This is a genomic window from Paenibacillus sp. PK1-4R, from assembly GCF_030369595.1.
In the GTDB taxonomy this organism is placed as follows: Bacteria; Bacillota; Bacilli; order Paenibacillales; family Paenibacillaceae; genus Paenibacillus.
In genome coordinates, this window is sequence record NZ_CP126535.1 from 6,517,689 (window position 1) to 6,540,159 (window position 22,471).

Annotated in this window: 20 protein-coding genes; 9 read left to right on the top strand and 11 right to left on the bottom strand. The window is 47.0% G+C overall.

The window, feature by feature from the left end; all coding sequences use genetic code 11:
- The first annotated feature begins 50 nt into the window (after positions 1-50).
- The gene (locus QNO02_RS28300) at positions 51-677 is read left to right on the top strand and encodes a TetR/AcrR family transcriptional regulator (RefSeq protein WP_091035970.1); all 627 of its coding nucleotides are present in this window, start codon (positions 51-53) and stop codon (positions 675-677) included.
- A gap of 156 nt (positions 678-833) precedes the next feature.
- Here QNO02_RS28300 and QNO02_RS28305 read toward each other — a convergent pair whose 3' ends face one another.
- Positions 834-1,631, bottom strand: a complete 798-nt coding sequence (locus QNO02_RS28305) for an MORN repeat-containing protein (protein ID WP_091035967.1) — start codon at positions 1,629-1,631, stop codon at positions 834-836.
- Positions 1,632-1,960: 329 nt separating this feature from the next.
- Here QNO02_RS28305 and QNO02_RS28310 point away from each other — a divergent pair, with 329 nt between their 5' ends.
- Complete coding sequence (locus QNO02_RS28310) at positions 1,961-2,551, top strand: GNAT family N-acetyltransferase (RefSeq protein WP_289390581.1); 591 nt, start codon at positions 1,961-1,963, stop codon at positions 2,549-2,551.
- Positions 2,552-2,591: 40 nt separating this feature from the next.
- On the opposite strand, the gene QNO02_RS28315 is transcribed toward QNO02_RS28310, so the two are convergent.
- Complete coding sequence (locus QNO02_RS28315) at positions 2,592-3,488, bottom strand: diacylglycerol/lipid kinase family protein (RefSeq protein WP_289390582.1); 897 nt, start codon at positions 3,486-3,488, stop codon at positions 2,592-2,594.
- Between the two features lie 318 nt (positions 3,489-3,806).
- Here QNO02_RS28315 and QNO02_RS28320 point away from each other — a divergent pair, with 318 nt between their 5' ends.
- Positions 3,807-4,400 carry a hypothetical protein gene (locus QNO02_RS28320; protein WP_289390583.1) on the top strand — a complete coding sequence of 198 codons (594 nt, stop codon included), beginning with the start codon at positions 3,807-3,809 and terminating at the stop codon, positions 4,398-4,400.
- 101 nt (positions 4,401-4,501) lie between these two features.
- Here QNO02_RS28320 and QNO02_RS28325 read toward each other — a convergent pair whose 3' ends face one another.
- The 4 genes from QNO02_RS28325 to uxaC all read right to left on the bottom strand — a co-directional run bounded on the left by QNO02_RS28325 (position 4,502) and on the right by uxaC (position 10,485).
- Positions 4,502-6,379 carry an ABC transporter ATP-binding protein gene (locus QNO02_RS28325; RefSeq protein WP_289390584.1) on the bottom strand — a complete coding sequence of 626 codons (1,878 nt, stop codon included), beginning with the start codon at positions 6,377-6,379 and terminating at the stop codon, positions 4,502-4,504.
- On the bottom strand, positions 6,376-8,103 hold the full coding sequence (locus tag QNO02_RS28330; protein ID WP_289390585.1) for an ABC transporter ATP-binding protein: 1,728 nt from the start codon (positions 8,101-8,103) through the stop codon (positions 6,376-6,378). Before QNO02_RS28330 ends, QNO02_RS28325 begins: the two co-directional genes overlap by 4 nt.
- Positions 8,100-8,642 (bottom strand): MarR family winged helix-turn-helix transcriptional regulator, encoded by a 543-nt coding sequence (locus QNO02_RS28335; RefSeq protein WP_091035952.1) that lies wholly within the window; start codon positions 8,640-8,642, stop codon positions 8,100-8,102. The genes QNO02_RS28330 and QNO02_RS28335 overlap by 4 nt, the downstream gene beginning before the upstream one ends.
- Before the next feature lie 400 nt (positions 8,643-9,042).
- Positions 9,043-10,485: a glucuronate isomerase gene (uxaC, locus tag QNO02_RS28340; RefSeq protein ID WP_249912759.1), complete on the bottom strand. Its 1,443-nt coding sequence runs from the start codon at positions 10,483-10,485 to the stop codon at positions 9,043-9,045.
- Positions 10,486-10,688: 203 nt separating this feature from the next.
- Between uxaC and QNO02_RS28345 the strand changes: the two genes are divergently transcribed.
- Positions 10,689-11,432 (top strand): MBL fold metallo-hydrolase, encoded by a 744-nt coding sequence (locus QNO02_RS28345; RefSeq protein WP_289390586.1) that lies wholly within the window; start codon positions 10,689-10,691, stop codon positions 11,430-11,432.
- Between the two features lie 72 nt (positions 11,433-11,504).
- Positions 11,505-11,783, top strand: a complete 279-nt coding sequence (locus tag QNO02_RS28350; protein WP_289390587.1) for a hypothetical protein — start codon at positions 11,505-11,507, stop codon at positions 11,781-11,783.
- Between the two features lie 446 nt (positions 11,784-12,229).
- Here QNO02_RS28350 and QNO02_RS28355 read toward each other — a convergent pair whose 3' ends face one another.
- Together QNO02_RS28355 and QNO02_RS28360 are read right to left on the bottom strand one after the other, a co-directional pair.
- Positions 12,230-13,711: an alpha-amylase gene (locus tag QNO02_RS28355; protein WP_289390588.1), complete on the bottom strand. Its 1,482-nt coding sequence runs from the start codon at positions 13,709-13,711 to the stop codon at positions 12,230-12,232.
- A gap of 203 nt (positions 13,712-13,914) precedes the next feature.
- Complete coding sequence (locus tag QNO02_RS28360; RefSeq protein ID WP_289390589.1) at positions 13,915-16,227, bottom strand: ATP-dependent DNA helicase; 2,313 nt, start codon at positions 16,225-16,227, stop codon at positions 13,915-13,917.
- Positions 16,228-16,396: 169 nt separating this feature from the next.
- Here QNO02_RS28360 and QNO02_RS28365 point away from each other — a divergent pair, with 169 nt between their 5' ends.
- The 4 genes from QNO02_RS28365 (at position 16,397) to QNO02_RS28380 (ending at position 19,656) form a co-directional block, all read left to right on the top strand.
- Entirely contained in the window at positions 16,397-16,609 is a 213-nt protein-coding gene (locus QNO02_RS28365) for a helix-turn-helix transcriptional regulator (RefSeq protein ID WP_036612923.1), read from the top strand.
- Positions 16,599-16,913: a hypothetical protein gene (locus QNO02_RS28370; protein WP_249912764.1), complete on the top strand. Its 315-nt coding sequence runs from the start codon at positions 16,599-16,601 to the stop codon at positions 16,911-16,913. Before QNO02_RS28365 ends, QNO02_RS28370 begins: the two co-directional genes overlap by 11 nt.
- A gap of 91 nt (positions 16,914-17,004) precedes the next feature.
- Positions 17,005-17,502, top strand: a complete 498-nt coding sequence (locus QNO02_RS28375; RefSeq protein ID WP_249912765.1) for an antibiotic biosynthesis monooxygenase family protein — start codon at positions 17,005-17,007, stop codon at positions 17,500-17,502.
- Between the two features lie 171 nt (positions 17,503-17,673).
- On the top strand, positions 17,674-19,656 hold the full coding sequence (locus QNO02_RS28380; protein ID WP_289390590.1) for an LTA synthase family protein: 1,983 nt from the start codon (positions 17,674-17,676) through the stop codon (positions 19,654-19,656).
- Between the two features lie 424 nt (positions 19,657-20,080).
- On the opposite strand, the gene QNO02_RS28385 is transcribed toward QNO02_RS28380, so the two are convergent.
- The 3 genes from QNO02_RS28385 to QNO02_RS28395 all read right to left on the bottom strand — a co-directional run bounded on the left by QNO02_RS28385 (position 20,081) and on the right by QNO02_RS28395 (position 22,402).
- On the bottom strand, positions 20,081-20,752 hold the full coding sequence (locus QNO02_RS28385) for a GNAT family N-acetyltransferase (RefSeq protein WP_289390591.1): 672 nt from the start codon (positions 20,750-20,752) through the stop codon (positions 20,081-20,083).
- Positions 20,753-20,798: 46 nt separating this feature from the next.
- The gene (locus tag QNO02_RS28390; RefSeq protein WP_289390592.1) at positions 20,799-21,473 is read right to left on the bottom strand and encodes a GNAT family N-acetyltransferase; all 675 of its coding nucleotides are present in this window, start codon (positions 21,471-21,473) and stop codon (positions 20,799-20,801) included.
- Between the two features lie 71 nt (positions 21,474-21,544).
- Positions 21,545-22,402, bottom strand: a complete 858-nt coding sequence (locus QNO02_RS28395) for a carbon-nitrogen hydrolase family protein (RefSeq protein ID WP_289390593.1) — start codon at positions 22,400-22,402, stop codon at positions 21,545-21,547.
- Positions 22,403-22,471: the final 69 nt, after the last annotated feature.

Here is a 22,471-nt window from a genome sequence, read left to right on the forward strand (position 1 = left end):
TTTGTGAACACTTCTAACAAGCAATTAAATACGTAAAGAGGTATGTACTTATGAGCAAAAAAACAAACATTCCCCGTTCACCGGGTAGACCCAAAACAGGTGTGGATCAAGCATCTGTGCAATCCAACATATTGATGACCGCTTCACGTCTGTTTATGGAATACGGGTATGAACCCGTTTCTCTCCAGCAGATTGCTTCATTATGCAATGTAACCAAAGCATCAATCTATTATCACTTCACCAGCAAAGCCGATCTGTTCACTGTTGCCATTACCCGCATGATGGCGATGGGCATGCAGCAGACTTCGCTCCGTCTGGAAGAACCCGGCTCATTGCAAGAAAGGCTGGTTAAGGTTGCTGAAGCAAAGATGCAACACTCCCATATTGAAACGGAGACCATGATGCGAGAAGCCGAGAAACATCTGGACACGGAGCAACTCGCCCAGATTCGAGAAGCGGAGGTTCGCATATTTGAAGTGCTAGCCACCCATTTTCAGAAGGAGATGGACAATGGTTACTTGCGGGTCGGAAACCCCATGCTGCTTGCCCATGCATTTACGTCACTGCTGATGCTCGCGAACCGCGAAGATGTACGCAACATGAATGACGGCAGCATTGAGGAACTCGCACGGGAACTGGTGGCCCTGTTTCTGGATGGAGCGGTTAAGCGGAACTAAAATATATAGCTGTATCTCAAAAGCAGTTATGCCAAAAAACCATCGGGCGATGCAATGAACACACCTACCGATGGTTTATTTGTTAAAATCTAATCATGATTTTAGGACTCTGCTCCTGAAAGTTTTGAATTGATCCTGTAATTACTTACCTGGTACTTAATCGACAGTGATATAAATAGATATATTAGGGCCATCACTACTATTCTCCGTATAGAATTTACCTTCACCCGTTGGTCTTCCGTTTTTAAACATGCCCACATAGACTAACTTACCGTTTAAGTACCCTTTACCTTTGCCGGTAATAGCTCCATTTTTAGCCTGCCCATCATAGATGATTACACCATCTTCGTACAATTTAATTTTGCCAGAATACGTGGGTACTCCTTTATCAAATGCACCAACATAGGCAATTTCTCCATATTGATATGCTTTACCTTGTCCCTGTGGCAAACCATTCTTAAACGTACCCTGATAGAACATTTCACCATATTCTGTATACCACTTACCTTGACCATGAAACGAACCATTCAAAAAATCGCCCTTATATTTAACCGTTCCATTTATGTCGTACTCGGTACCTTTACCTGAGGGAAGCCATGTTTCCTTATCCACCTTACCAACATAATTAAACTTTCCATTTGGGTAATAGATCTTTCCCTGTCCATTAGAGATATCCGAGTACAGCTTCCCATCAGAGTTATACCTTTTTCCTTCATGAGGCCTCCCCGCTAAAAACTTACCTTCAAAGCTCTTCTTCCCATTTGGAAAGTAGGATATTCCTTTACCATTAGGAACACCATTTTTGACTTCTCCTACATATCTGTGTTTTTCTCCAGAAAGAGTGATATAGATCTCTTTTTTCGCTGCTGAGACCTGTCCAGATGAAGTAAACAGCGGTGTAGCCAAAATTAAAAAAACAGTAAACCACTTCAAACAATTCTCTAACTTTCGCATTTCGTTAAATCCCCATTTCTATTCTTATAGAATCTATCGGCCTGCTAAGGTAAACTGATACGTCTCTTTAAGACTATGAATGTCTGGTTTACTACAACGCAGCTATGTATACAGTACAGCAAATCAAAATATGTAATTCGAGCAGAGTAATACGAATCTTCAAACTAGGTTTCTCTTCGACTTAGCAAGCACGACAATACTTATATCGACCATTATAGCTACAAGCATGAGAAAATATGGTAAAGTGTTGTTAATTATCTATTTTCCGTTGATTAATACGATACATAACATGAATAACACTAGCCTTGAACCCATAGGAGGAAACAACTATGTCACCACCAAAACAATCCCCACGTATCCCCCGTCTGCTAGAAACGTCGCGCATATATCTGCGTCCTTTCGAGATTACAGATGTGGATGCTTATTTCCCCGGTCTGTTTGACGCCGAGATGCGTAGGCTGACAGGAACACAGAACAGTTTTACACGCGCTCAGGTTGAACGTTATGTTGAGAGCGCTGCACAAGATGACACCAGACTCATGCTACTTATTGCTTTACAGGAAAATGACCAGATCATCGGAGATGTCGTCCTGATGGACATGCATGCCAAGAATCGCAGTGCACATATTCGGGTTGCCATCGATCAGGCGGAGCATCAAGGAAAAGGCTACGGTAGTGAGGCTTTGCTGCTTATGCTGGACTACGGCTTCGGCATCTGTAACCTGCATCGAATCGAGCTTGAGGTGTACGCCTTTAACGAGCGAGCCATTCGCACGTATGAGAAACTTGGATTCCAGCGCGAGGGTGTGAAGCGAGATGTCTTGTTCTACAATCATCAATACCATGATGCCATTCAGATGAGCATGCTGGAGGATGAGTTTAGGCAACGTCATATGAAAGATCAGGTAGGGAATGTTTAAGTTTCCGATCAGCTAAAATCAACCTAAAAAACCGGGGGATCTAATAACCCTCCCCGGTTAGAAACTTCAGATGACCCGTCAGCACCGAAAGCTCGGCGGGGGTCTTCATATACAATTCGCCGTCCGTGTCAGCTGACATCGGGACATCCGTCTTCACTTTTAGTGTAGATGCCTTGAAGTATGAAATACTCTCACTCTGAGGTTGCCAATCTCCCTCCGGCTTGTGCGACAGAATCTCTCGCAGCAGCGGAATGCCTGTCTCATGAATAATGGGCACGTCCAGTTCGCCATCCTGCAACGCATCCGGTGCAAAGGGTAATGCATTGGTTCCCAGAAAACGGCCGTTGGCTGCATAGATCATCACAGCTTCGCCTTCCATCTCTTTCCCATCCGCCTCCAGTTGGTATCGAAACGGCTCTGTATGACTAATTGTCTGTAAGGTGCTGATAAAGTAACTGAGCTTACCCAGCGCGCCTTTCAAATTCTCGTTAATATTCTGCGATGCATCACTGATCAAGCCAATACCAAAAAAGTTCGTGAACACCCGATCATTAGCTCGTCCAACATCAATGGATACCACCCGACCTGCCAGCATTTCTTGTGCCGCTGTTTCTGCATCCGGTGAAATACCGAGCGAACGCGCAAAGTCATTACACGTGCCTCCAGGCAATATACCAATCAACGGAGGATGTTGCAGATCGGCCAGTCCATTCACGCATTCATGCACCGTGCCATCCCCACCCAGGATAAACACCACATCGAATTGCTCCCCGCGCTCACGACACAACTTCTCTCCTTCACCCGGTTCATCCGTACGCACAATGACGAGTTCATGGACAGCGGGAGCCAGCACACCAGCCACAAGTCCCACTGTATTCTCACGATTGGCCTTGCCTGAATGATGATGATGAATTAACAACGCTTTGTTAAACTCCATCCTTCTCTTCCTCCATTCCAATGCTTGTTAACCTTTACCCACAAAGGTCGAAGCCGTAAACAAGCCTTGCGCTAAGTACTCATCATGATTTCAAATAGGTTCCCCAACCGGATATGCATCCTAATCGTCATTCATTTCGTAATAGCTAGATGGCCCGTTTATCCATAAACCATTTCCTTTTTTAACCAGATGTATGCATGAGAAAGAGGGTTTCTCCGCACCTTAATGTCATAAGGCTGCAAATTTTGCTGGTGAGAACCCATTCAAATCGAGTCAAAACGGTTATATCTATACCATATACGAATGGAGGGATTCCCTATGATTCCGGCAACGTTGGAACAATTGGAGCAAGTTCGCAAGGAATGCCGTACCATGGTTCGCAAAAGAGCTACCGCATCTGCCGGTACAACACTCGTTCCGCTGCCCGGTACAGACGTACTGGCTGATGTGGGGATGCTGATGCAGCTGTTGCCTGCCATTAACAATAAATTCGGATTATCACAAAAACAGCTGGACGGCATGGACCCCGAGACCAAATCCATGATCTATGGATTCGTCATGTCCATCGGAAGCAAAGTCATCGGTCGTATGATCACCAAGGAATTGGTGGTACAGGTTCTGAAAAGAGTCGGCGTACGCGTAGCCACCAAATCGGTCGCCAAATTTGTTCCCTTTGCAGGACAGGGACTGGCTGCCGCACTCAGCTTCACAGCCATGCGCTATGTGGGTAACAAACATGTGGATGACTGTTATGAAGTCGTCAAACGCATGATTGAGCAGCGCGAATTGATCCCGGGTGAACCCGCTCCGTCTGCACTGGAGGAAGTGAACAGCGACGACGTGAAAGTAGAATCGAAGTCAATCTCTAGCAACGGAGCAGATGAACCTGCGAAGGATTCTAAGGATCAGTAAATAAATACTTCATATCTCAGCGTCAATCCTCTGGAGATACGACAAATAGCCGGGAACCCTACTAGGGTGCTCCCGGCTATTCTTTTTAATTACATCTGTAATCAGATCGCCTGCGGTTGTTGCTCCGCAAACTGACTATTGTACAGATCCGCGTAGAAGCCCTGACTTGCCATCAATTCATCATGATTGCCCTGTTCAATCACATTACCATGATCCATAACCAGGATCAGATCGGCGCCGCGAATGGTGGACAAACGGTGTGCAATGACAAAGCTTGTGCGATCCTTCATCAGATCATTCATCGCTTTCTGGATAAATACTTCGGTCCGTGTATCCACGCTACTTGTCGCTTCATCCAGAATGAGGATGGCCGGGTTCGCCAGAATCGCTCTTGCAATGGTCAGCAACTGTTTCTGCCCTTGAGAGATGTTCGACGCCTCTTCATTCAGCACCGTATCATAACCATCAGGCAGTGTACGGATAAAGTGATCCGCATGTGCCGCAACGGCTGCCTTGATGACATCCTCTTCCGTAGAACCTTCTCGACCATACGCGATGTTGTCCCGAATCGTTCCGTTGAACAACCAGGTATCCTGAAGCACCATGCCGAACAGACTGCGCAGCTTGCCACGCTCCATGTCCTTAATGTCGGCACCGTCAATCGTAATCCGACCATCCTGTAACTCGTAGAAACGCATTAACAGGTTGATCAGAGTTGTTTTACCGGCTCCCGTTGGTCCAACAATGGCTACCGTCTGTCCCGGTTTTACATCAATATTCATGTTATGAATGAGCAGTTCATTTTCTTTATATCCAAAGTTAACACCTTGGAATGCAACCGCACCTTTAGGCTGCTGTAATTGCACGGGTTGTTTGGACTCCGGAACTTCTTCCTCTTCATCCAACAACTCGAATACACGTTCTGCCGAAGCAATCGTTGATTGAATGATATTGGAGATATTTGCAATCTGGTTAATCGGTTGTGTGAATTGACGGGAGTACTGTGTGAAGGCCAGAATATCCCCGATAGAGATCGATCCGCGTGTAACGAAAATCCCACCAACCACACAGATCAGCACATAACCCAGGTTACCAACAAAACTCATGAGCGGCATAATAATACCGGAGATAAACTGGGCTTTCCAGCCGGATTCATACAGTTCTTCATTGACCTTCTCAAATTGCTGTACGGATTGTTCTTCACGTCCAAATGCTTTGACAACCTTGTGTCCCGTGTACATCTCTTCGACATGACCATTCAGTTCCCCAAGGGATTTCTGTTGACCCGCAAAGTGTTTTTGCGAACGGGATGCGACCAGCATGACAACAACCACACTGAGTGGCAGCGTCAAAATCGTGATCAGCGTCATCCATGGACTAATCGTCAGCATCATGATAATTACGCCGACAATCGTGACGATGGACGTAATGAACTGTGCCAAACTTTGCTGAAGTGTATTACTGATATTGTCCACGTCATTCGTGGCACGGCTAAGTGTCTCCCCAGTTGTGCGGGAGTCAAAATATTTCAATGGAAGACGTCCAACCTTCGCACTGATCTGCTCACGCATGTCATACACAACACGCTGGGCCACACCGGCCATCAGATATTGCTGAACATACATAAATGCAGCACTGAACAGATACAGTCCGCCAAGCAGATATAATACTTTCATTAATGCAGGAAAATCAATCCCGGCTCCCTGCACACCCTGAAGGATGGCAATGGCGCCTTTACTGAGAATATCCGTTCCTTCTGCCATAACTTTTGGACTGATGATGCTGAATACGGTACTCAAAATGGCTGCGACCAGCACACCTAACAGACGAGAACTATGGGGCTGGAGATAACGAATCAAACGACGCAGTGTGCCTTTGAAATCTTTTGCTTTCTCAGCGGGAGGTCGCATGCCCATTCCGGGACCTGGACCCGGCCCACCAGGGGGACGATGCGACTTGCGTTCTGTACGTTCACTCATGCGATCTCCTCCTCTGTCAGCTGGGAGGATACAATCTCGCGATACACTTCATTGTGCTCCAACAGCTCTTTATGTGTTCCTGAACCGACAATTCGGCCCTCATCCATAACCAGAATACGATCGGCATCCATTACTGTGCTTACGCGTTGCGCAACAATCAACACAGCCGCTTCTGTCGTTTCGGACTTCAGCGCAGCACGAAGTTTAGCATCGGTTTTGAAATCGAGAGCAGAGAAACTGTCATCAAAGATATAAACTTCCGGACGGCGAACAAGTGCGCGAGCAATGGACAGACGTTGCTTTTGTCCACCAGACACGTTGTTACCACCTTGTGCGATCAGGCTGTCATATCCCTCTTTCATCTCGGTAATGAAATTCTCAGCCTGAGCCGTTCGAGCCGCATGAACAACTTCATCCATTGTGGCATCGTCTTTCCCGTGACGGATATTCTCTGTAATCGTACCCGTAAAGAGGACTGCCTTTTGTGGTACAAAGCCAATTTTGGCACGCAGATCTTCCTGCCGAATTTCACGCACATCCGTACCATTTACCCGAACACTGCCTTCGGTCACATCATAAAATCGTGGAATAAGGCTGAGCAATGTCGATTTTCCAGAACCCGTACCACCGATAATGGCTGTTGTCTCACCTGAGCGAGCTGTGAAGGAGATATCGGACAAAGCTGGATTCTCAGCGCCCGGATAACGAAAAGTTACATTGTCAAACTCAATCATACCCTGCATGGATTTCATGCCAAGAGGCTGCTCGGGATTGCTAAGATCCGGCTGCATATCAAGCACTTCGTTGATCCGTTCTGCCGATGCTGAAGCTCTTGGAATCATGACAAAGATCATGGAAACCATAATCAGTGAGAACATGATTTGCATTGCATATTGGATAAAGGCAATCAATGCACCGATGTTCATATTGCCACTGTCGATCCGCATTCCCCCAAAATAAAGGATGGCAATCATTGAAAAGTTCATAACCAGCATCATCACAGGCATGATGGTTGCCATGAGCACATTAACTTTGATCGATGAATCTCTCAGTTCTGTATTGGCACCGTTAAAGCGCACTTTCTCATGCTCCCCACGGTTAAAGGAACGAACAACCCGAATCCCTGTTAACTGCTCACGCAGCACCAGGTTGAGACGGTCCAGCTTTTTCTGAATGGTTTTGAACAAAGGTAAACCCTTGGCACCAATCAGCGCAATAGCTCCACCCAGTACCGGAAGCACGACCAGGAAAATCGTAGACAATTTGGCGTCCTGAGATACCGCCATAAAGATACCCCCGATACACATGAGCGGAGCCATAATCATCATTCGCAGCATCATCGTAAGTACATTCTGTACCTGCGTGATGTCATTCGTTGTACGCGTAATCAGTGAAGCAGTCCCCATCTTATCGAACTCTTGGAGAGAGAAGTTCTCCACATGGCGAAATACTCTGCTCCGCAGTTGTTTGGCAAATCCACCCGCTGTTCGAGATGAGAGATAACTGGCAATCACCGAACACGCTGTTCCGCCAATCGCGATGACCAACATCCATCCACCAATCTGCCAGATATACGGGATATCCCCTTTAATGATGCCGTCATTCACAATATCTGCCATTAACGTAGGCAGGTACAATTCAGCAAGCGACTGAAACAGTACCAAAACCAGAATGAAAATAATCGGAATTCGGTATGGCTTCAGCATGCTAAACAGTTTCATCATGGCGTATCATCTCCTCTTGTCGAATCATCCTTTTGCAAGGAAGTTAATGTATCAAAAAAGGTGTATACCTTTGTCAACAACTCAGCCAGCTGAGTACTGTCTTGCTCACCCAAATGCTCAACTAACTTATTGAATATTTCCATACGCTCTTGGTGAGCAGCCCGAATAATTTCACGACCTGCTTCAGTGATCGTGATGCGGACAGCACGGCGATCCTCCGGGTCCATCGTCCGTTTGACCAGCCCCTCATCTTCAAGGCCACGAATAACAGGTGTAATGGTTGGTGACTTCACTCGTAACAATGCGCTGATTTCCGAGACTTTCATTCCAGGATGATTGGATTGGATCGTGTCATTGAAATCAGGCGGATTGTCCTGCCAGTTCAATTGTTCTCCCGGATGCATCCCGTGGAGTAAACAACCCAGCACCATAATTTCATTGTGATTGCGCCCATGAGGTTTATGTTGCCTCCATTTGCCTTTATTAAACTGCATAATGGAGTACAAAAGCTTCTGAGCGACCGGATCTATACCAGTCATAATGGGTCCCTCCTTCTTCCTTTATCATTCCATAGACATCCAACATCATAGGACATCTATTAAATAGCAGTACAATTAAATAGATGCACAATTAATTAGGTGTACTAAGTATATTATCGTAAGAAGCCAATGTCAAACATCTAAAAATAACCAATATAAACCCATAACCAAGAGCCTATACGCGCTTGATTGTGGGTTTTGTCATTTGGCATTCATTGGAGGCCGCTATACTTATTATGTGCCATTCCATAAATTCAACTTACAAAGAAGCTCCCATTCCCTACTCCGGTGGATGATGACCCGGAGTAGGAATGGGAGCATTTTGGATTGCGATTGAAAAGTAGAAACTAGAGAATCTTTCTATTGTATAACCTGCATGATTAGATGCGCTTGTTAATCATCAGGACTGTGAAGCAGAGACTGTTTTAAGCACTGAGGCAAACGGGAAATATTCTTTTGCATTGTTGTAGGCGATGCCCTGCACGATCTGACCAAGCAGCTCCAGATCCTGCGGTGCCTCCCCTTGTTCGGCCCATTCACCGATGAGGTTGCAGACCAGACGACGGAAATACTCATGCCGGGTGTAGGACAGGAAGCTGCGTGAATCGGTCAGCATGCCGACAAATCGGCTGAGCAGACCAACATTCGCCAGTGCTTTCATCTGAGCAAGCATGCCATCCTTTGTATCATTGAACCACCAGGCTGCACCAAGCTGGATTTTGCCCGGAATGCCCCCGCCCTGGAAGCTGCCGATGATCGCCGCGAGCACCTCGTTGTCCCTTGGATTCAGAGAATACAAAATCGTTTTGGGCAGCGCTTGTTGCTGCTCCAACGCGTCGAGCAATCCAATCATTGCCGATGACAGTGGCGTATCATTCACGGCATCATAACCGGTATCCGGCCCAAGCTTGGCAAACATCCGCGTATTGTTGTTACGGGCTGCATTAATGTGGAACTGCATCACCCAGCCTCGCTCTGCATACAGTTTGCCAAGGAACGTCAGCGTCACTGTCTTGTACTTGTCCTCTTCCTCACGAGTTACCTTCTGACCTGCAAGTGCCTTTGCAAAGATGGCACCAGCCTCTTCGCGTGTAGCCACGCCGTATGGAACATAATCCAGTGCATGGTCAGAGACTCTGCCGCCGACGGAATGGAAGAATTCCACTCGGGACTCCAACGCAGCAAGGAAGGATTCATAATCTGAAATCGCAGTGCCAGATGCCTGCGACAGCTTGCCTACCCATTCCACGAAGGTATCCCGGTTCAATTCCAAGCCTTTATCCGGGCGGAAAGAAGGCAATACCGCCGTGTCAAAGCCTTCGATTTCCTGAATCTTCAGATGATACTCCAGAGAATCCGTTGGATCATCGGTTGTGCACACAACAGTGACATTGGATTTGGTAATTAGATCACGTGCACCGAATCCGTCACTGTTCAGTTTGGCATTTACTTTGTCCCAGATGGTTGGTGCGCTTGTCTCATTCAGTACTTCGTAGACGCCGAAATATCGCTGTAATTCCAGATGAGACCAGGCGTACAACGGATTACCAATCATCATGGGGACCGTTTTGGCGTAAGCCAGGAAACGATCGTAATCGGTTACTCCCTCGCCGCCGGTCACATATTGCTCTTCAATTCCGTTTGCGCGCATGAGCCGCCACTTATAGTGATCACCGTATAACCAAGCCTCTGTAAGATTGCCAAAGGTTTTGTTCTCGTAGATCTCCTGAGGACTGAGGTGGCAATGATAATCAATAATCGGCATGTCTTTGGCATAATCCTCATATAACTTGATCGCCGTTTCATTGTGCAGCAAAAATTGTTCATCCAGAAAAGATTTCATTCGCCTCGCACGCTCCCTTTAGGTGAGTTTACGTTCATATGGGTTCACTTCCCATCTTTACGCTACACTGTTTGCCATCAAAGTTCAATATAAAATGATAGCGTTATCAAAAAAGGTTGATTTAGGCATATATTCGGGAGCAAGGTATACTGGATTTAACGCAAGGATGCTTATCTGAAGATCACACAAGGAGATGAAATGAATTGAAAATTACTTTTCTCGGCACAGGAGATATGTTTAGCGTGGAGCAGCACCACAATAGTATGTTGGCTGAATTCGGTGACACGCATCTGGTCATTGATTTCCCGGAATCAAATGCCAAAGCACTCAAGGAATATGGATTCGCCATGACCGATATCCACAATGTTTTTATTACGCATCTGCATGAAGATCATATTAATGGTGTACAGATGCTTGGTTATTACGCACAGATCGTGGGTGACCGCAAACCCCGTCTGTTCATCCACGAACAATTGGTAGATCCGCTCTGGAACATTCTATCCCCAGGCATGCGCTACACAACAGATGGTGAACGTACCATGAGCGATTACTATGATGTCGTTCCCCTGCCAGATGGAGGCACATTTGAACTGGGCGGCGTGACGTTTGAGACCTTTCGGACAAAACATGTTCCCGGTATGGTCAGCAATGGGCTACTTGCCAAGCCTTACTTCTATTACAGTGCAGACAGTACACTCGACCAGGAACGGGTGGAGCAAGTTGCCGCTGATGTGCAGCTGATTTTCCATGAATGTCATATGCACGATCTGGTGATCAAATCCCATACCTCATTGAAGGATCTGGAGCAGTTACCCGCCGAAGTGAGACAGAAAACCGTACTAATGCATTATCATGATGAATACGCCGATGCGGACAAACGGGAACAATTCAACCGCATGCATGATCTGCGGATGGTTGGCACGTTGGAATCATTTGAACTGGAGTAGGTAAACGGAGGGTATTAGATAAGTGATGGATTCGTATCGTAATCGTTCTGTATCCTAATGGAGGTAAATGCTATGGAGTATCGATTTGAACAAGGTTACTTTCTGATATATTCTCCTGCAAGAAGCACCAGTAGTGGAGACATCATGGTGGTTAAATTACTGGAAAGACCCTTTAAGGATAGAATTGAATTCCTTATTAACAGCAAAAACTATGAGTGTACTACACACCGTGAATACTTAAACTTTGAGCCAACTTCTCATCATAAACCTGAGAAGCCTGGAGCATTTTCAATGGAACGAAGTGAGTTCAATCGAATGTGGGATACGATGAATCAGTATTTTGAAGAGTAATAACCTTATCCTGCTGTTAAATCTAAGCTGATTCCTTTCTCATTTCATGTTTTTACTTGTAGCAGTGATTCGTTTGCCTATGGCGGCGAGCCTTAACCCACGTTAAGCTAACGAATCTGAGAGGCCTTATTCGGCTGAAATCCGAGTTACCAGTATTCTAACGAATCTCAAACGCGTTAATCTAGTGATGTTGCTCCAATTGGCACTATTTCAATCGTTTTTGAGAGTAATAAGGTTACTGAGATTCGTTAGAATTCCAATAACGCTAATTCAGTGCAAATAAGGTGCGCTCAGTTCGTTAGGATGGAGTTTTAGTTGTACCTAGAAAAATGAAAAAAACCACCTGAACACAGGCATGCATGCTCTCCTGTTCAGGTGATTCAACGATCTATATACTGTTTTTATACGGGCGGTGTACGTTTCTTATCCTGCCTAGCACTATGCCGTTACTCAGCGTCAGCACAGTCCTCATTCTGTTCAGGAAGGGCCCATACCGAGACGCCTCCACCGCACACATGGAAGGTGGCCCAGCCGTCTTCCTCAATGGTAATCTGATCATCACAGCTGTTCGTCAGATCCACCCAGACTTCACCAGCACGATGCTCTCCGATAAACATTCTCTTCTCACCGTCATCCCCGTTGGAGATGACCACTGCACAACCGGAGCCTTCGATTTCCTCTACGCCGCGACGCACCCAGCCAATCGTATTCGCGTGATCGAAGTAATCTTCCTGCTCTCCATATGCCTTGTTGCAGCGGGCAGACAGCAGAATGTCCAGAATCTCCTTTTTGCCATCCACAGGTTCAGGTCCACCAATGCCGTAATAATCGCCGTAAAATACAACCGGATAACCATCACGACGTAATAGCGTCAAGGCATAAGCGCTCGGCTTAAACCAATCTCCAATCCATGATTCCAACGCTTCATGAGGTTGTGAGTCATGGTTATCTACAAAAGTTACCGCATGGGTAGGATGTGTCTGCACCAGGGTGTCATCAAAAATTTTGGAGAGATCAAAGTCTCTGCCTGCAAGCGAAGCCTCATGCAACTTGTAGTGAAGAGACACATCAAACAGGTCGATCTGATAGTCTACCGTATCAAGGAATTCACGACATGCATCCAGGTTTGAATTCCAGAACTCACCTACGATGTAGAAATCCTGACCGCGTTTGCGGATCATCTCTGCTGCGAACTCCTTGATGAATTCGTGGTTGATATGCTTAATCGCATCCAGCCGGAACCCACCGCACTGAAGGGTATCGATCAGCCATTTCCCCCAATCGATCATCTCGCGCCGAACATCCGGGTGGTTATAATCTATATTGGCGAACATCAGATAGTCATAGTTGCCAAACTCATCATCGACATTCTCATTCCATTTTTTATTCTCTCCTGCGATGCGGAATACACCTGTTCGTTCTCCCTTGGCGTCAAAGTCTGTACCGTTGAAATGTTCAGAACTCCACTTAAAGGAGGAGTATTGATCTCCGCGACCCGGGAATGTGAACTTGGTCCAGCCCTCAATTTCGAACGGCTCAGAAATTTCCTTCGTTCGATCATTGGGATCAACCTCGATCACTTTGAACACTTCCGTCTCATCTGCTCCGGCCTTGTGATTCATAACCAGATCCACATAGACGGCAATGCCGTTCTTCTGACACTCAGCAATGGCCTCCACCAGTTCCTGCTTGGTGCCATATTTGGTCCGTACGGTACCCTTTTGATCAAATTCGCCCAGATCATACAGATCATATACACCATAACCTGTATCTTCTGCTGACACTGCCTTGGTTACGGGTGGTACCCATACCGAGTCAATACCTTTGGCTTTCAGTTCCGGGGCCATTTCAGCCAGTCGCTTCCAATGATCTCCGTCTGCAGCCAGGTGCCATTCAAAAAACTGCATCATGGTATGATTTCTCTTCATTATAACCGACCTCCTTGATTGCTTTCGAAGCGGACCGCGGAACGGATAGGGTAATCGCCGTTGTTCGTTCGTTGCTAACCAAGTTATAACCCTTTCACCCTACCCTTCAATCATATAAAGGAAAGAAATCTGAGAAAAATGTTAAACTTCTTGGTTCAGCATTTGCCTGATATCATTCAAATTGCTGTGAAGATGCATCATATTCAAATTCGTTTATAGTCCCGCCACTCCTCTGGCAGTAGGGAACGATACGGTTCTTGGATAAAACGATCGTCGACCAGCACCAACACACCCCTATCTTCCTCCGTCCGAATCAGCCGTCCACCTGCCTGCAGCACCTTATTCATACCCGGGAAAATATAGGCATAATTGAATCCGTTGCGTCCTGTCCGATCATAGTAATCACGTAATACGTTGTTCTCCAGACCAATCTGCGGCAGCCCCGCACCTACCACAACCACGCCATTCAAGCGGTCTCCCGGCAGATCGACACCCTCTGAGAATACGCCACCCATGACGGCAAATACCAAGCGTGTTCGTTCAGGATTGGGTTGGAAACCATCCAGAAACTGCTCCCGTTCCAGCTCGTTCATGCCTTGCTTTTGTATGACCGTATCCGCTTCACTTGGAAGCTGTGCATAGGTTTCATATATCTCGCGCATATAAGGATAGGAAGGGAAGAACACCATTAGATTGCTGCGCGGCCATTCACTTACCAGCTGTTGCAGCATCTCCGCAATGGGGCGCCGGGACTGTTCCCTGTCCTTATAACGCACGGATAAGGGCAGGAGTCTCACATCCAATTGTTCGCGCTGAAACGGCGATGGAATCTGCAATGTATAATCCTCTTCCTCTGCACCCAGCATATCCCGATAATAGCGAAGGGGTGACAATGTGGCCGAGAAATGAATGAGGGAGCGGAATCCTTTGGCCGTCTGACGAAGCAGTACCGAAGGGTCGAGACAAAATAACTTCACTCTCACTTCACTTCGAACACACTCTGCATACGTAATAAAACGTTCATCATACAGCTTGGCAATGCGCAGGAAATTCTGTGCCGTGAAGTAGGCATCCAACAGCAACTGATCCGTCTCGGCATTCCCCGAACCACCTTCCACAAGACATTGCTCCGCGACCATGACAAAAGGCTCCAGCCGTTCAATCAGTTCCTCCGGCGCTTCCTGCTGGATGATCTTTCCTTCTTCTCCACCGTTTTTCCGAAGGGTAATCAGATACTTATCAATGGCCCCCGTGTAGTCAACAATGGCTTTGGCAGCAGGCACACTGCTATCCAGCGACTGGAACTCTCTTTTCACATCCAGGAACACTGCCTTCTCCAGCTCGGCGGAAAACATCATTCGGCCACGATCGACCAGATTATGAGCCTCGTCCACCAGTAACACCGTCTTGCGTTTCTGCTCTTCCAACATTCTTTTCAGAGAGATCCTTGGATCAAAAATATAGTTATAATCGCAGATCACCGCATCGGCTGCATACGCCGCATCCAGAGAAAACTCAAACGGACACACCCGATGTTTGCGCGCATACTGCTCGATGACTGGACGTGTCATCAACGTCTCATGTTCCAGCATGTCCAGCACGGCCCCGTTAATACGGTCATAATATCCTTCACACATGCCGCACTGCCCCGTATCACAAGCTTCCTCTTCCTTAAAACAAATCTTGTCCTTCGCGGTCAGACTGATCACATGCATCTTCAATCCTTCCGATTGCATCCGGGCAAAAGCTTCTTCTGCCGCCACCCGTGTCGTCGTCCTCGCGGTCAGATAGAACAATCGGCTTGCTTCGCCTTCACCAATCGCTTTGACCGTGGGAAACAGAACGGACATCGTTTTACCGATGCCTGTTGGTGCTTTGGCCATCAATCCCTGACCCTCACGGATCGTCTTGTATACAGCTCCTGCCAGCTTTCGCTGCCCCTCTCTGTATTTGCGAAAAGGAAACGGCAGCTCTCGCACACTGATATCACGCTTTTCTTCATACGTAGCGATCATCTCAGCATATGGCGCATAACCGGCAATCACTTCTGCAGCAAACCGCTCCAGTTCCTGTCGATCTGCCATTCGGCGAAACCGTCTTTCTTCATGGGTCACCGAATGCACATACGTCAACTGCACTTGCATGCGTGGTTCATCTTGCTGAACGGCGTACATATAGGCATACATCATGGCCTGTGCCCAGTGCACGGGAAGACCCTCTCCCAGATCATCCAGATTGCCCGCAGTTGATTTGATCTCATCCACCGTCAACTGACCGTCCAGACGAATTAAACCGTCACATCGCCCCTCCACCACATAGGTCAGATCCCCATGTTGGATCTCAGCTTCGAGCACAATTTCTTTTAGATCCTCTTCGGTGTACTCCTTCTGTACCCTTTGATGAATTCGAGTCCCTTCCTGCATCGAGGCATTGGTCCGGAATCCTGGACGTATGCTGCCACTGCGGTACACATACTCCACCAAAGGTCTAACCGATATCCGAATTGTTGTTGTCATACGATCACCCGTTCTGTTTGTAGTGATTATACTTTATCATGAAATATGCTTTTGGACACAGCACCACCTCGAAGAAGTGGAAAATATTATAAAGAGTTATTGACATCACATCGTCGCATAAGTAAAGTTAACTTTACGTAAAGCGAACTTTACTTATGGGAGGATATACTTGCAAAATCTAATCAGAGACAAACGAATACATATGCACATCACACAGGAAGAACTGTCTCAACGGCTAAAGGTCTCCAGGCAGACCATCATATCGTTGGAATCCGGAAAGTACAAACCTTCTCTTGTGCTTGCTCACAAGCTTGCCCAATTATTTGGCTGTCAGATCGAGGAATTATTTATTTTTGAAGGAGATGAGAATATTGAGTTCTGAATCACTGAATCGGATGATCGGGATCGGTGGAATTGTAGCTGGTTTGTTATTTGCAATACTCATTATTTTTTTCACAAGATTGATTGCAAGAAAGCAAAACGGACTGGATGAGCGGTACCTCTATTGTATCACGAGAGCAAAAGCCTTCTCCTGGAATGCGACCACTATCAGTCTTGCTCTGGCTTGGATCCTCGTAGTTATACTAGACGGGATATCACTTTCCTTTTTCATTATTACCGCAGTGTTTGTCATTCATTGTTTATCTTCTATTGCGGCAAACCTATACTACACTGCTCGGAATTAGCCCACCTGTCCGATACATGTGAACCGATTGGACTCGCTGATTTCCATATGCTATCTTGAAATAGAATGTACTTAATGAGGAGGCAGCTTCTATGTATATCTATTTGGTTCCTTCAACGATTCCGGATGCACTTGCTGCATACCCGCATCTAACTTTGCGAAGTGAAGAGCATGTGCGTCTGGCAATTGAATCCGCAGAACGCCTGATGAATATCGAGTCTGATGATAAAGTAGCCGCATATGAAGCTTTTGATGCCGCAGGCTCCTGGGCTGGCGGTGGTTACGCTGTCTTGAACAATATCCCTGTCACAGAGGATGGTCGTAACGATTTTGAAGAACGGTTTAAGAACCGTGCCCGCAAGGTAGAAGACGAGCCTGGCTTTGTCGGTATTCGTGTGCTTCGTCCTCTGAAGGATGACACATATGTCGTACTTACACTCTGGCAGTCCGAGGAACACTTCAAAGGCTGGCAGGAATCCCAAGCATATAGTCACGCTCACCGTAACCGCAGTACAAGCGAAGGGCTGACTGCACAGAAGCCTACCATGTTCCCCAGACCTTCTTACGTCACAACGTACACTATAGAATAACGAATTGGGTCGCATCTGGCTTTTATCGCGGTAACCCATGTTTTTTCAAACCTCTTCCTGCGTAGAAGAGGTTTTTTTACCGTCAATTATTGAAACCTTTCATTTTTGACAGAGCTATGCTGAGATAGGATAATAATTGTTAAATGAAACTTCGGAAGGGAAGGCGGTACCTTGTCACGCAGTTCACTCACCCGATTTCTAAGCGGACCGTTTATATTCTTTACCATTATCATGATGATCAAAAGTTCACTGGCCTGGATCGTTATCTTCGATGACATCCCTGTCTGGAAACCACTGCTGACTGAATTGCCGCTCATCTGGATCGGCTTCTGTCTGATTGAGTGGTTTGCTGCCAAGCGGCGGATGTGGATATACCTTGCCATGAATTTGCTGCTCTCAGGGATTTTCTTTGCAGCCATCATGTACTACAAATACTATGGTGTAATCGTTAACTATCACGCGTTGGCACAGGTAAATCAGGTGACATCGGTCAAGAGCAGCATGTTTTCATTGCTTGATCCCTATTACTTGTTTATTTTTGCAGATGTTCTAATCATTGGGGGGATACTCATTCGTCGTCGGATCAAACTCGGGAGTACAGAACGTCCGAACCGCATTCCGCTTGAACGACGTGCCAGAAGACGGGTTGCCTCGGTCATTCTGACCCTGTCCATGATCCTGTGCATGCTCAACATCTATCCCAATCGAGCCAGCATGAGTGAGCTTACACAAGCAGAACAGATGGGCATCCTCGGTTACGAGGCATATACCATCCTGGATCGACCTGATAAACCTGTGCCCATCACTCACATCGATCAGGCTGACATCGACCAACTGAAGCAAACGACCGAACTTCCTGCGATTGTGGAGCAGGGTGCCGCGAGCGGACGCAATGTGATTATGCTCCAGTTGGAATCGTTTCAGAACTTCCTGATTGGATTAGAGGTAGATGGACAGGAGATTACGCCTAATCTGAATCAATTGGCTAGACAGAGCCTGTATTTTCCGAACTTTTATCAGCAAGTCGGACAGGGAAATACATCGGATGCAGAATTTGTTGTGAACACATCGTTCTACACCCCGCCGAACGGGGCAGCAACAACTGTATATGCGGATAAAGCTCTGCCAAGTCTACCCAAGTTGATGTCAGCAAACGGATATCAGACAGCTACATTCCATACAAATGATGTTCGTTTCTGGAATAGGGATCAGTTATACAAGGCACTTGGATTCGACCAGTATTATGATATTGATTATTTCGGCACACAGGACACTATCGCCTTTTCGGCCTCGGATGAAGTACTATATTCCAAAACACTGGATAAGCTGGAATCCATACAGTCTTCGGGTGATCCCTTCTATGCCCATATCATCTCCATGTCTGCCCACCATCCGTACACTTTGCCTAAAAACAAGGTGAAGCTGACGCTGCCAGAGCGTTACAAGGATACGTTGCCCGGTGATTATCTGATATCACAGCATTATGCCGATCAGGCGGTTAGACAGTTGATTGCTGGATTGAAAGAACGGGGATTATGGGAAAATAGCTTGTTTGTCTTGTACGGGGATCACCTGGGACTTCCCATCTATTCACTGGATCGGGATGACAAAGTCCTTATGAAAGAGTTGTATGGTCGGGAATACACATCAGCAGATATGATTAATATTCCACTCATTATCTCGGCCCCGGGCGTTACCCCGGGTGTACAACTGGAACAGATCGGAGGTCAGGTGGACATTCTGCCAACGATTGCGGGACTCACCGGGGTATCGCTGAAGGACCAATTACACTTCGGACAGGATTTACTGCGTGAAGGCGGAAACCTGCTACCCGAACGTTATTACCTTCCTTCCGGGTCGGTGCTAAACGATGCTTCTCTCTTCATTCCGGCGAAAGGATACGGGGATGGAACGCATTATTCCCTAGCTGATGCGGGCAGACAGGATGCCGTGCAACAGCAGTTGAATGTTCCGTCAGAAGAGACGCCGAAGATTTCGGGAGATGAGAAATCTCCAGCTATAGCCACACCCAATAACAGTGGGCAGTCTTCTTCACGGTTTATCACGAAGGAACAATATGATCGGGCATTGGATCTTGCACACTTGTCCAACAGTTATTTGAGCCAGCTACCGGATCGAAAGGACGCAAAATAAAAATTAATCGTAGAGTATACGGTTACTATCCTGGCGAATGGGTAGACGATTTTCTAAGGAACTCAGGACGTCTTATTCGACCTTTAGGTCCTCTTTATACATTGTAAAGAACATCAGACACGCTATATCCGAATAAAACGCTGCAAACTGCTGTTTATTCGGATATAGCGTGTCTCAGGTTCCTTAGATTTCTTCGGGTGCTTCAAATCCCTGAATAAGGCGCCTCAGATTCGTTAGGGCTCGCTTCTTGCTTTGCTCCAACCACAAGCTTAGCAATCATTTTATATCTACATCCAATATCCTTATTGAAGCCGAAAAAGCCCATTAAACAGAACGAATCACGGTCTGATTAACGGGTCTTTTCTTGGTTTTATTGTGGCTTAGGACATTACAACGTCATCCTCTGTGACAGCCCTGCTCCCGTTTACAACGGCAGTAACGCAACCGACTTGCGAGCAGTCAATTGATCCACCATGGCAAGCCATTCTTGCGGTTTGTTCGGTAACACCGCATAATATCGATTCAGGAAATCAGCCACCAGGCTTGCTGGTAGTTCACCAAGCGACTCATCACCTGGCATGAAGCACAGATCCAATCCGCCAACTGCTTCACCGTCACCTTGCCAAGATGGATGAACATATGGGAAGTCCAGACGCTGGTATCCCAGATGGGACAATACTTCGCGACGTACATACGGGTCCATCGGCTTGATACCGCCAAACTCGTGATCCTGACTCAGATAAGGGTTATAGATTTCGGCAAACATACCGAACAATTCTTTCCCGTTTGCCGCAGCCAGCTTCTGCAGATCACGCTTGCGGTGATTCGCCAGGAAACTGCCGATCCCCAGTCCTTCGCGCCCAATAATCGTGAAGTCCGTCATGGCTACGTTCCAATCCTCGTAATAACGGTACTCTGTCGCTCCAACAACCTGTCCCTCATGCACAGCCACGAACACCCGAATACTCGGATCTTCCAGCGGTTCTTCCCACAGGGGAAAGTCCAGCACTTCTTCCCGCGGGAAAATCTCCTGCATCAGCTTGTGCATTTGGGCAAACAATGGATCTTTAATAGATGTAATACGCGTGAATTCCATGAATAAATACCCCCTCGATTGATGATGTATTTCGTTTAACATTTCTTTATCTGAACGGACTCCGCCACTCCATCAGGGCAGCATAGTTGCAGGATTCCTCATCGTCCAGATAGTCTGCGGTCACACCAACCGGCATGCGGCCACAGCGAAGCAGGAACGATATCACCGGGTCACGTCTCTCTCCCGCTGCTACCTGATCCAGATATTCCTGCGCAGACAGTTGGTCTGCAACCAGATGATAACCGGGCATTCTACCAGCACCTAGTAACCGATCCATCCCCTGAGCGATGACAAGGTGGTACATCGCCTGCATCATAAGCTGAGCCAGTCCCCATTTGCGGTACTTTGGACGAACACAGAGATCGACAATATACAGCGTGTTGCCATCCGGCTGGTGGTTACGAATATAGCCGTCATCCGTTACTTCGGCCCAGGTATGACTTGCTGGATGTGCAGGGTCCCACTGCATCCGCAGCGAGGTCATTGAGCCAGCCAATTCTCCACCCACTTCAATACAGATGGCACCCTCCGGGTAATGCTTCACATGACTGGTGAGCTGCTCGTGACTCCAGAGCAGCTCTTCCGGATAAGGAGGAGGGAAACTCTCCGCCTGAATGCGAATGAGTTCCTCAAAGTCGGCTGCAACATAATTGCGAACGACTGCCTTTACCCTTTTGCCACTTTGCTCCGGGTCGGTGATCAACATTTCTTTTGTATACATCTTGCCGGATCGCCCCTTTCCACTGACAAATGAATTCCTGCTATGTTCCGTTCGACTATAAAAGTTGCTGTTTACTCCCAATCGGTATACAGATCGGTACGGCGGTCACGCCAGGTCGTTACCGATCCACGTTCGCGCACCTCATACAGCAAATCCAGATCCAGATCGGCGGTCACGATCATATCGTTGTTAATCTCACCCTCGGCCAGAATGCCACGTGGCGGGAACGGAATATCATTTGGCGTAATAATTGCAGCCTGTCCATAGTTGGCACGCATGAAGTCAACGGTCGGCAGGTTACCCACTGTTCCGGTTAACACAACATACACCTGATTCTCCACCGCGCGGGCATGACTCGTATAACGCACACGGTAGAATCCGTGACGATCGTCCGTACAGGAAGGACAGAAAATCACGTCAGCGCCTTTGGCTTTAGCCATCCGCACAATTTCCGGGAACTCAATATCATAACAGGTCAGCATGGCAATACGGCCTTTATCCGTGTCGAACACCTCAAGTCCATCTCCGGGAGCCATATTCCATTCCTGTACTTCGGTTGGTGTAATGTGAATTTTGTCCTGGCGCGCGATGCGACCATCCGGGTAGAACATGTGGGCTGTATTATACAGCTTCCCTTCACGGCGAATGACGTGGGTTCCCCCGATGACGTGCATACCATATTTGGCAGCAAGTGACGTGAACAGTTGTTCATATTTCTCCGTAAAGTTTGGCAAATCCTCAATTGTCAGTGCATTGCCTTGTTCGTCTCCAATGGACATTAATTGCGTTGTGAAAAATTCAGGGAACAGCACAAATTCGGTTCCGTATTCATTCGCTGTCCGTATGTAATGCTCAGCCTGAGCGGCGAACTGCTCAAACGAGCTGATTGTGTGCAATTGGTATTGTACAGCGGATACCCGCAGTTTCATGTTCGTACACCTCCACCATTATTATCCTTCCATTGTAACAACGATCCGGGGTCAACAAAAGAGTATTTA

Bases quoted from the DNA above. Each gene is read 5' to 3' on its own strand.
- QNO02_RS28300 (WP_091035970.1), top strand. From the start codon at position 51: ATGAGCAAAAAAACAAACATTCCCCGTTCACCGGGTAGACCCAAAACA.
- QNO02_RS28305 (WP_091035967.1), bottom strand. From the start codon at position 1,631: ATGCGAAAGTTAGAGAATTGTTTGAAGTGGTTTACTGTTTTTTTAATT.
- QNO02_RS28310 (WP_289390581.1), top strand. From the start codon at position 1,961: ATGTCACCACCAAAACAATCCCCACGTATCCCCCGTCTGCTAGAAACG.
- QNO02_RS28315 (WP_289390582.1), bottom strand. From the start codon at position 3,488: ATGGAGTTTAACAAAGCGTTGTTAATTCATCATCATCATTCAGGCAAG.
- QNO02_RS28320 (WP_289390583.1), top strand. From the start codon at position 3,807: ATGATTCCGGCAACGTTGGAACAATTGGAGCAAGTTCGCAAGGAATGC.
- QNO02_RS28325 (WP_289390584.1), bottom strand. From the start codon at position 6,379: ATGAGTGAACGTACAGAACGCAAGTCGCATCGTCCCCCTGGTGGGCCG.
- QNO02_RS28330 (WP_289390585.1), bottom strand. From the start codon at position 8,103: ATGATGAAACTGTTTAGCATGCTGAAGCCATACCGAATTCCGATTATT.
- QNO02_RS28335 (WP_091035952.1), bottom strand. From the start codon at position 8,642: ATGACTGGTATAGATCCGGTCGCTCAGAAGCTTTTGTACTCCATTATG.
- uxaC (WP_249912759.1), bottom strand. From the start codon at position 10,485: ATGAAATCTTTTCTGGATGAACAATTTTTGCTGCACAATGAAACGGCG.
- QNO02_RS28350 (WP_289390587.1), top strand. From the start codon at position 11,505: ATGGAGTATCGATTTGAACAAGGTTACTTTCTGATATATTCTCCTGCA.
- QNO02_RS28355 (WP_289390588.1), bottom strand. From the start codon at position 13,711: ATGAAGAGAAATCATACCATGATGCAGTTTTTTGAATGGCACCTGGCT.
- QNO02_RS28360 (WP_289390589.1), bottom strand. From the start codon at position 16,227: ATGACAACAACAATTCGGATATCGGTTAGACCTTTGGTGGAGTATGTG.
- QNO02_RS28375 (WP_249912765.1), top strand. From the start codon at position 17,005: ATGTATATCTATTTGGTTCCTTCAACGATTCCGGATGCACTTGCTGCA.
- QNO02_RS28385 (WP_289390591.1), bottom strand. From the start codon at position 20,752: ATGGAATTCACGCGTATTACATCTATTAAAGATCCATTGTTTGCCCAA.
- QNO02_RS28390 (WP_289390592.1), bottom strand. From the start codon at position 21,473: ATGTATACAAAAGAAATGTTGATCACCGACCCGGAGCAAAGTGGCAAA.
- QNO02_RS28395 (WP_289390593.1), bottom strand. From the start codon at position 22,402: ATGAAACTGCGGGTATCCGCTGTACAATACCAATTGCACACAATCAGC.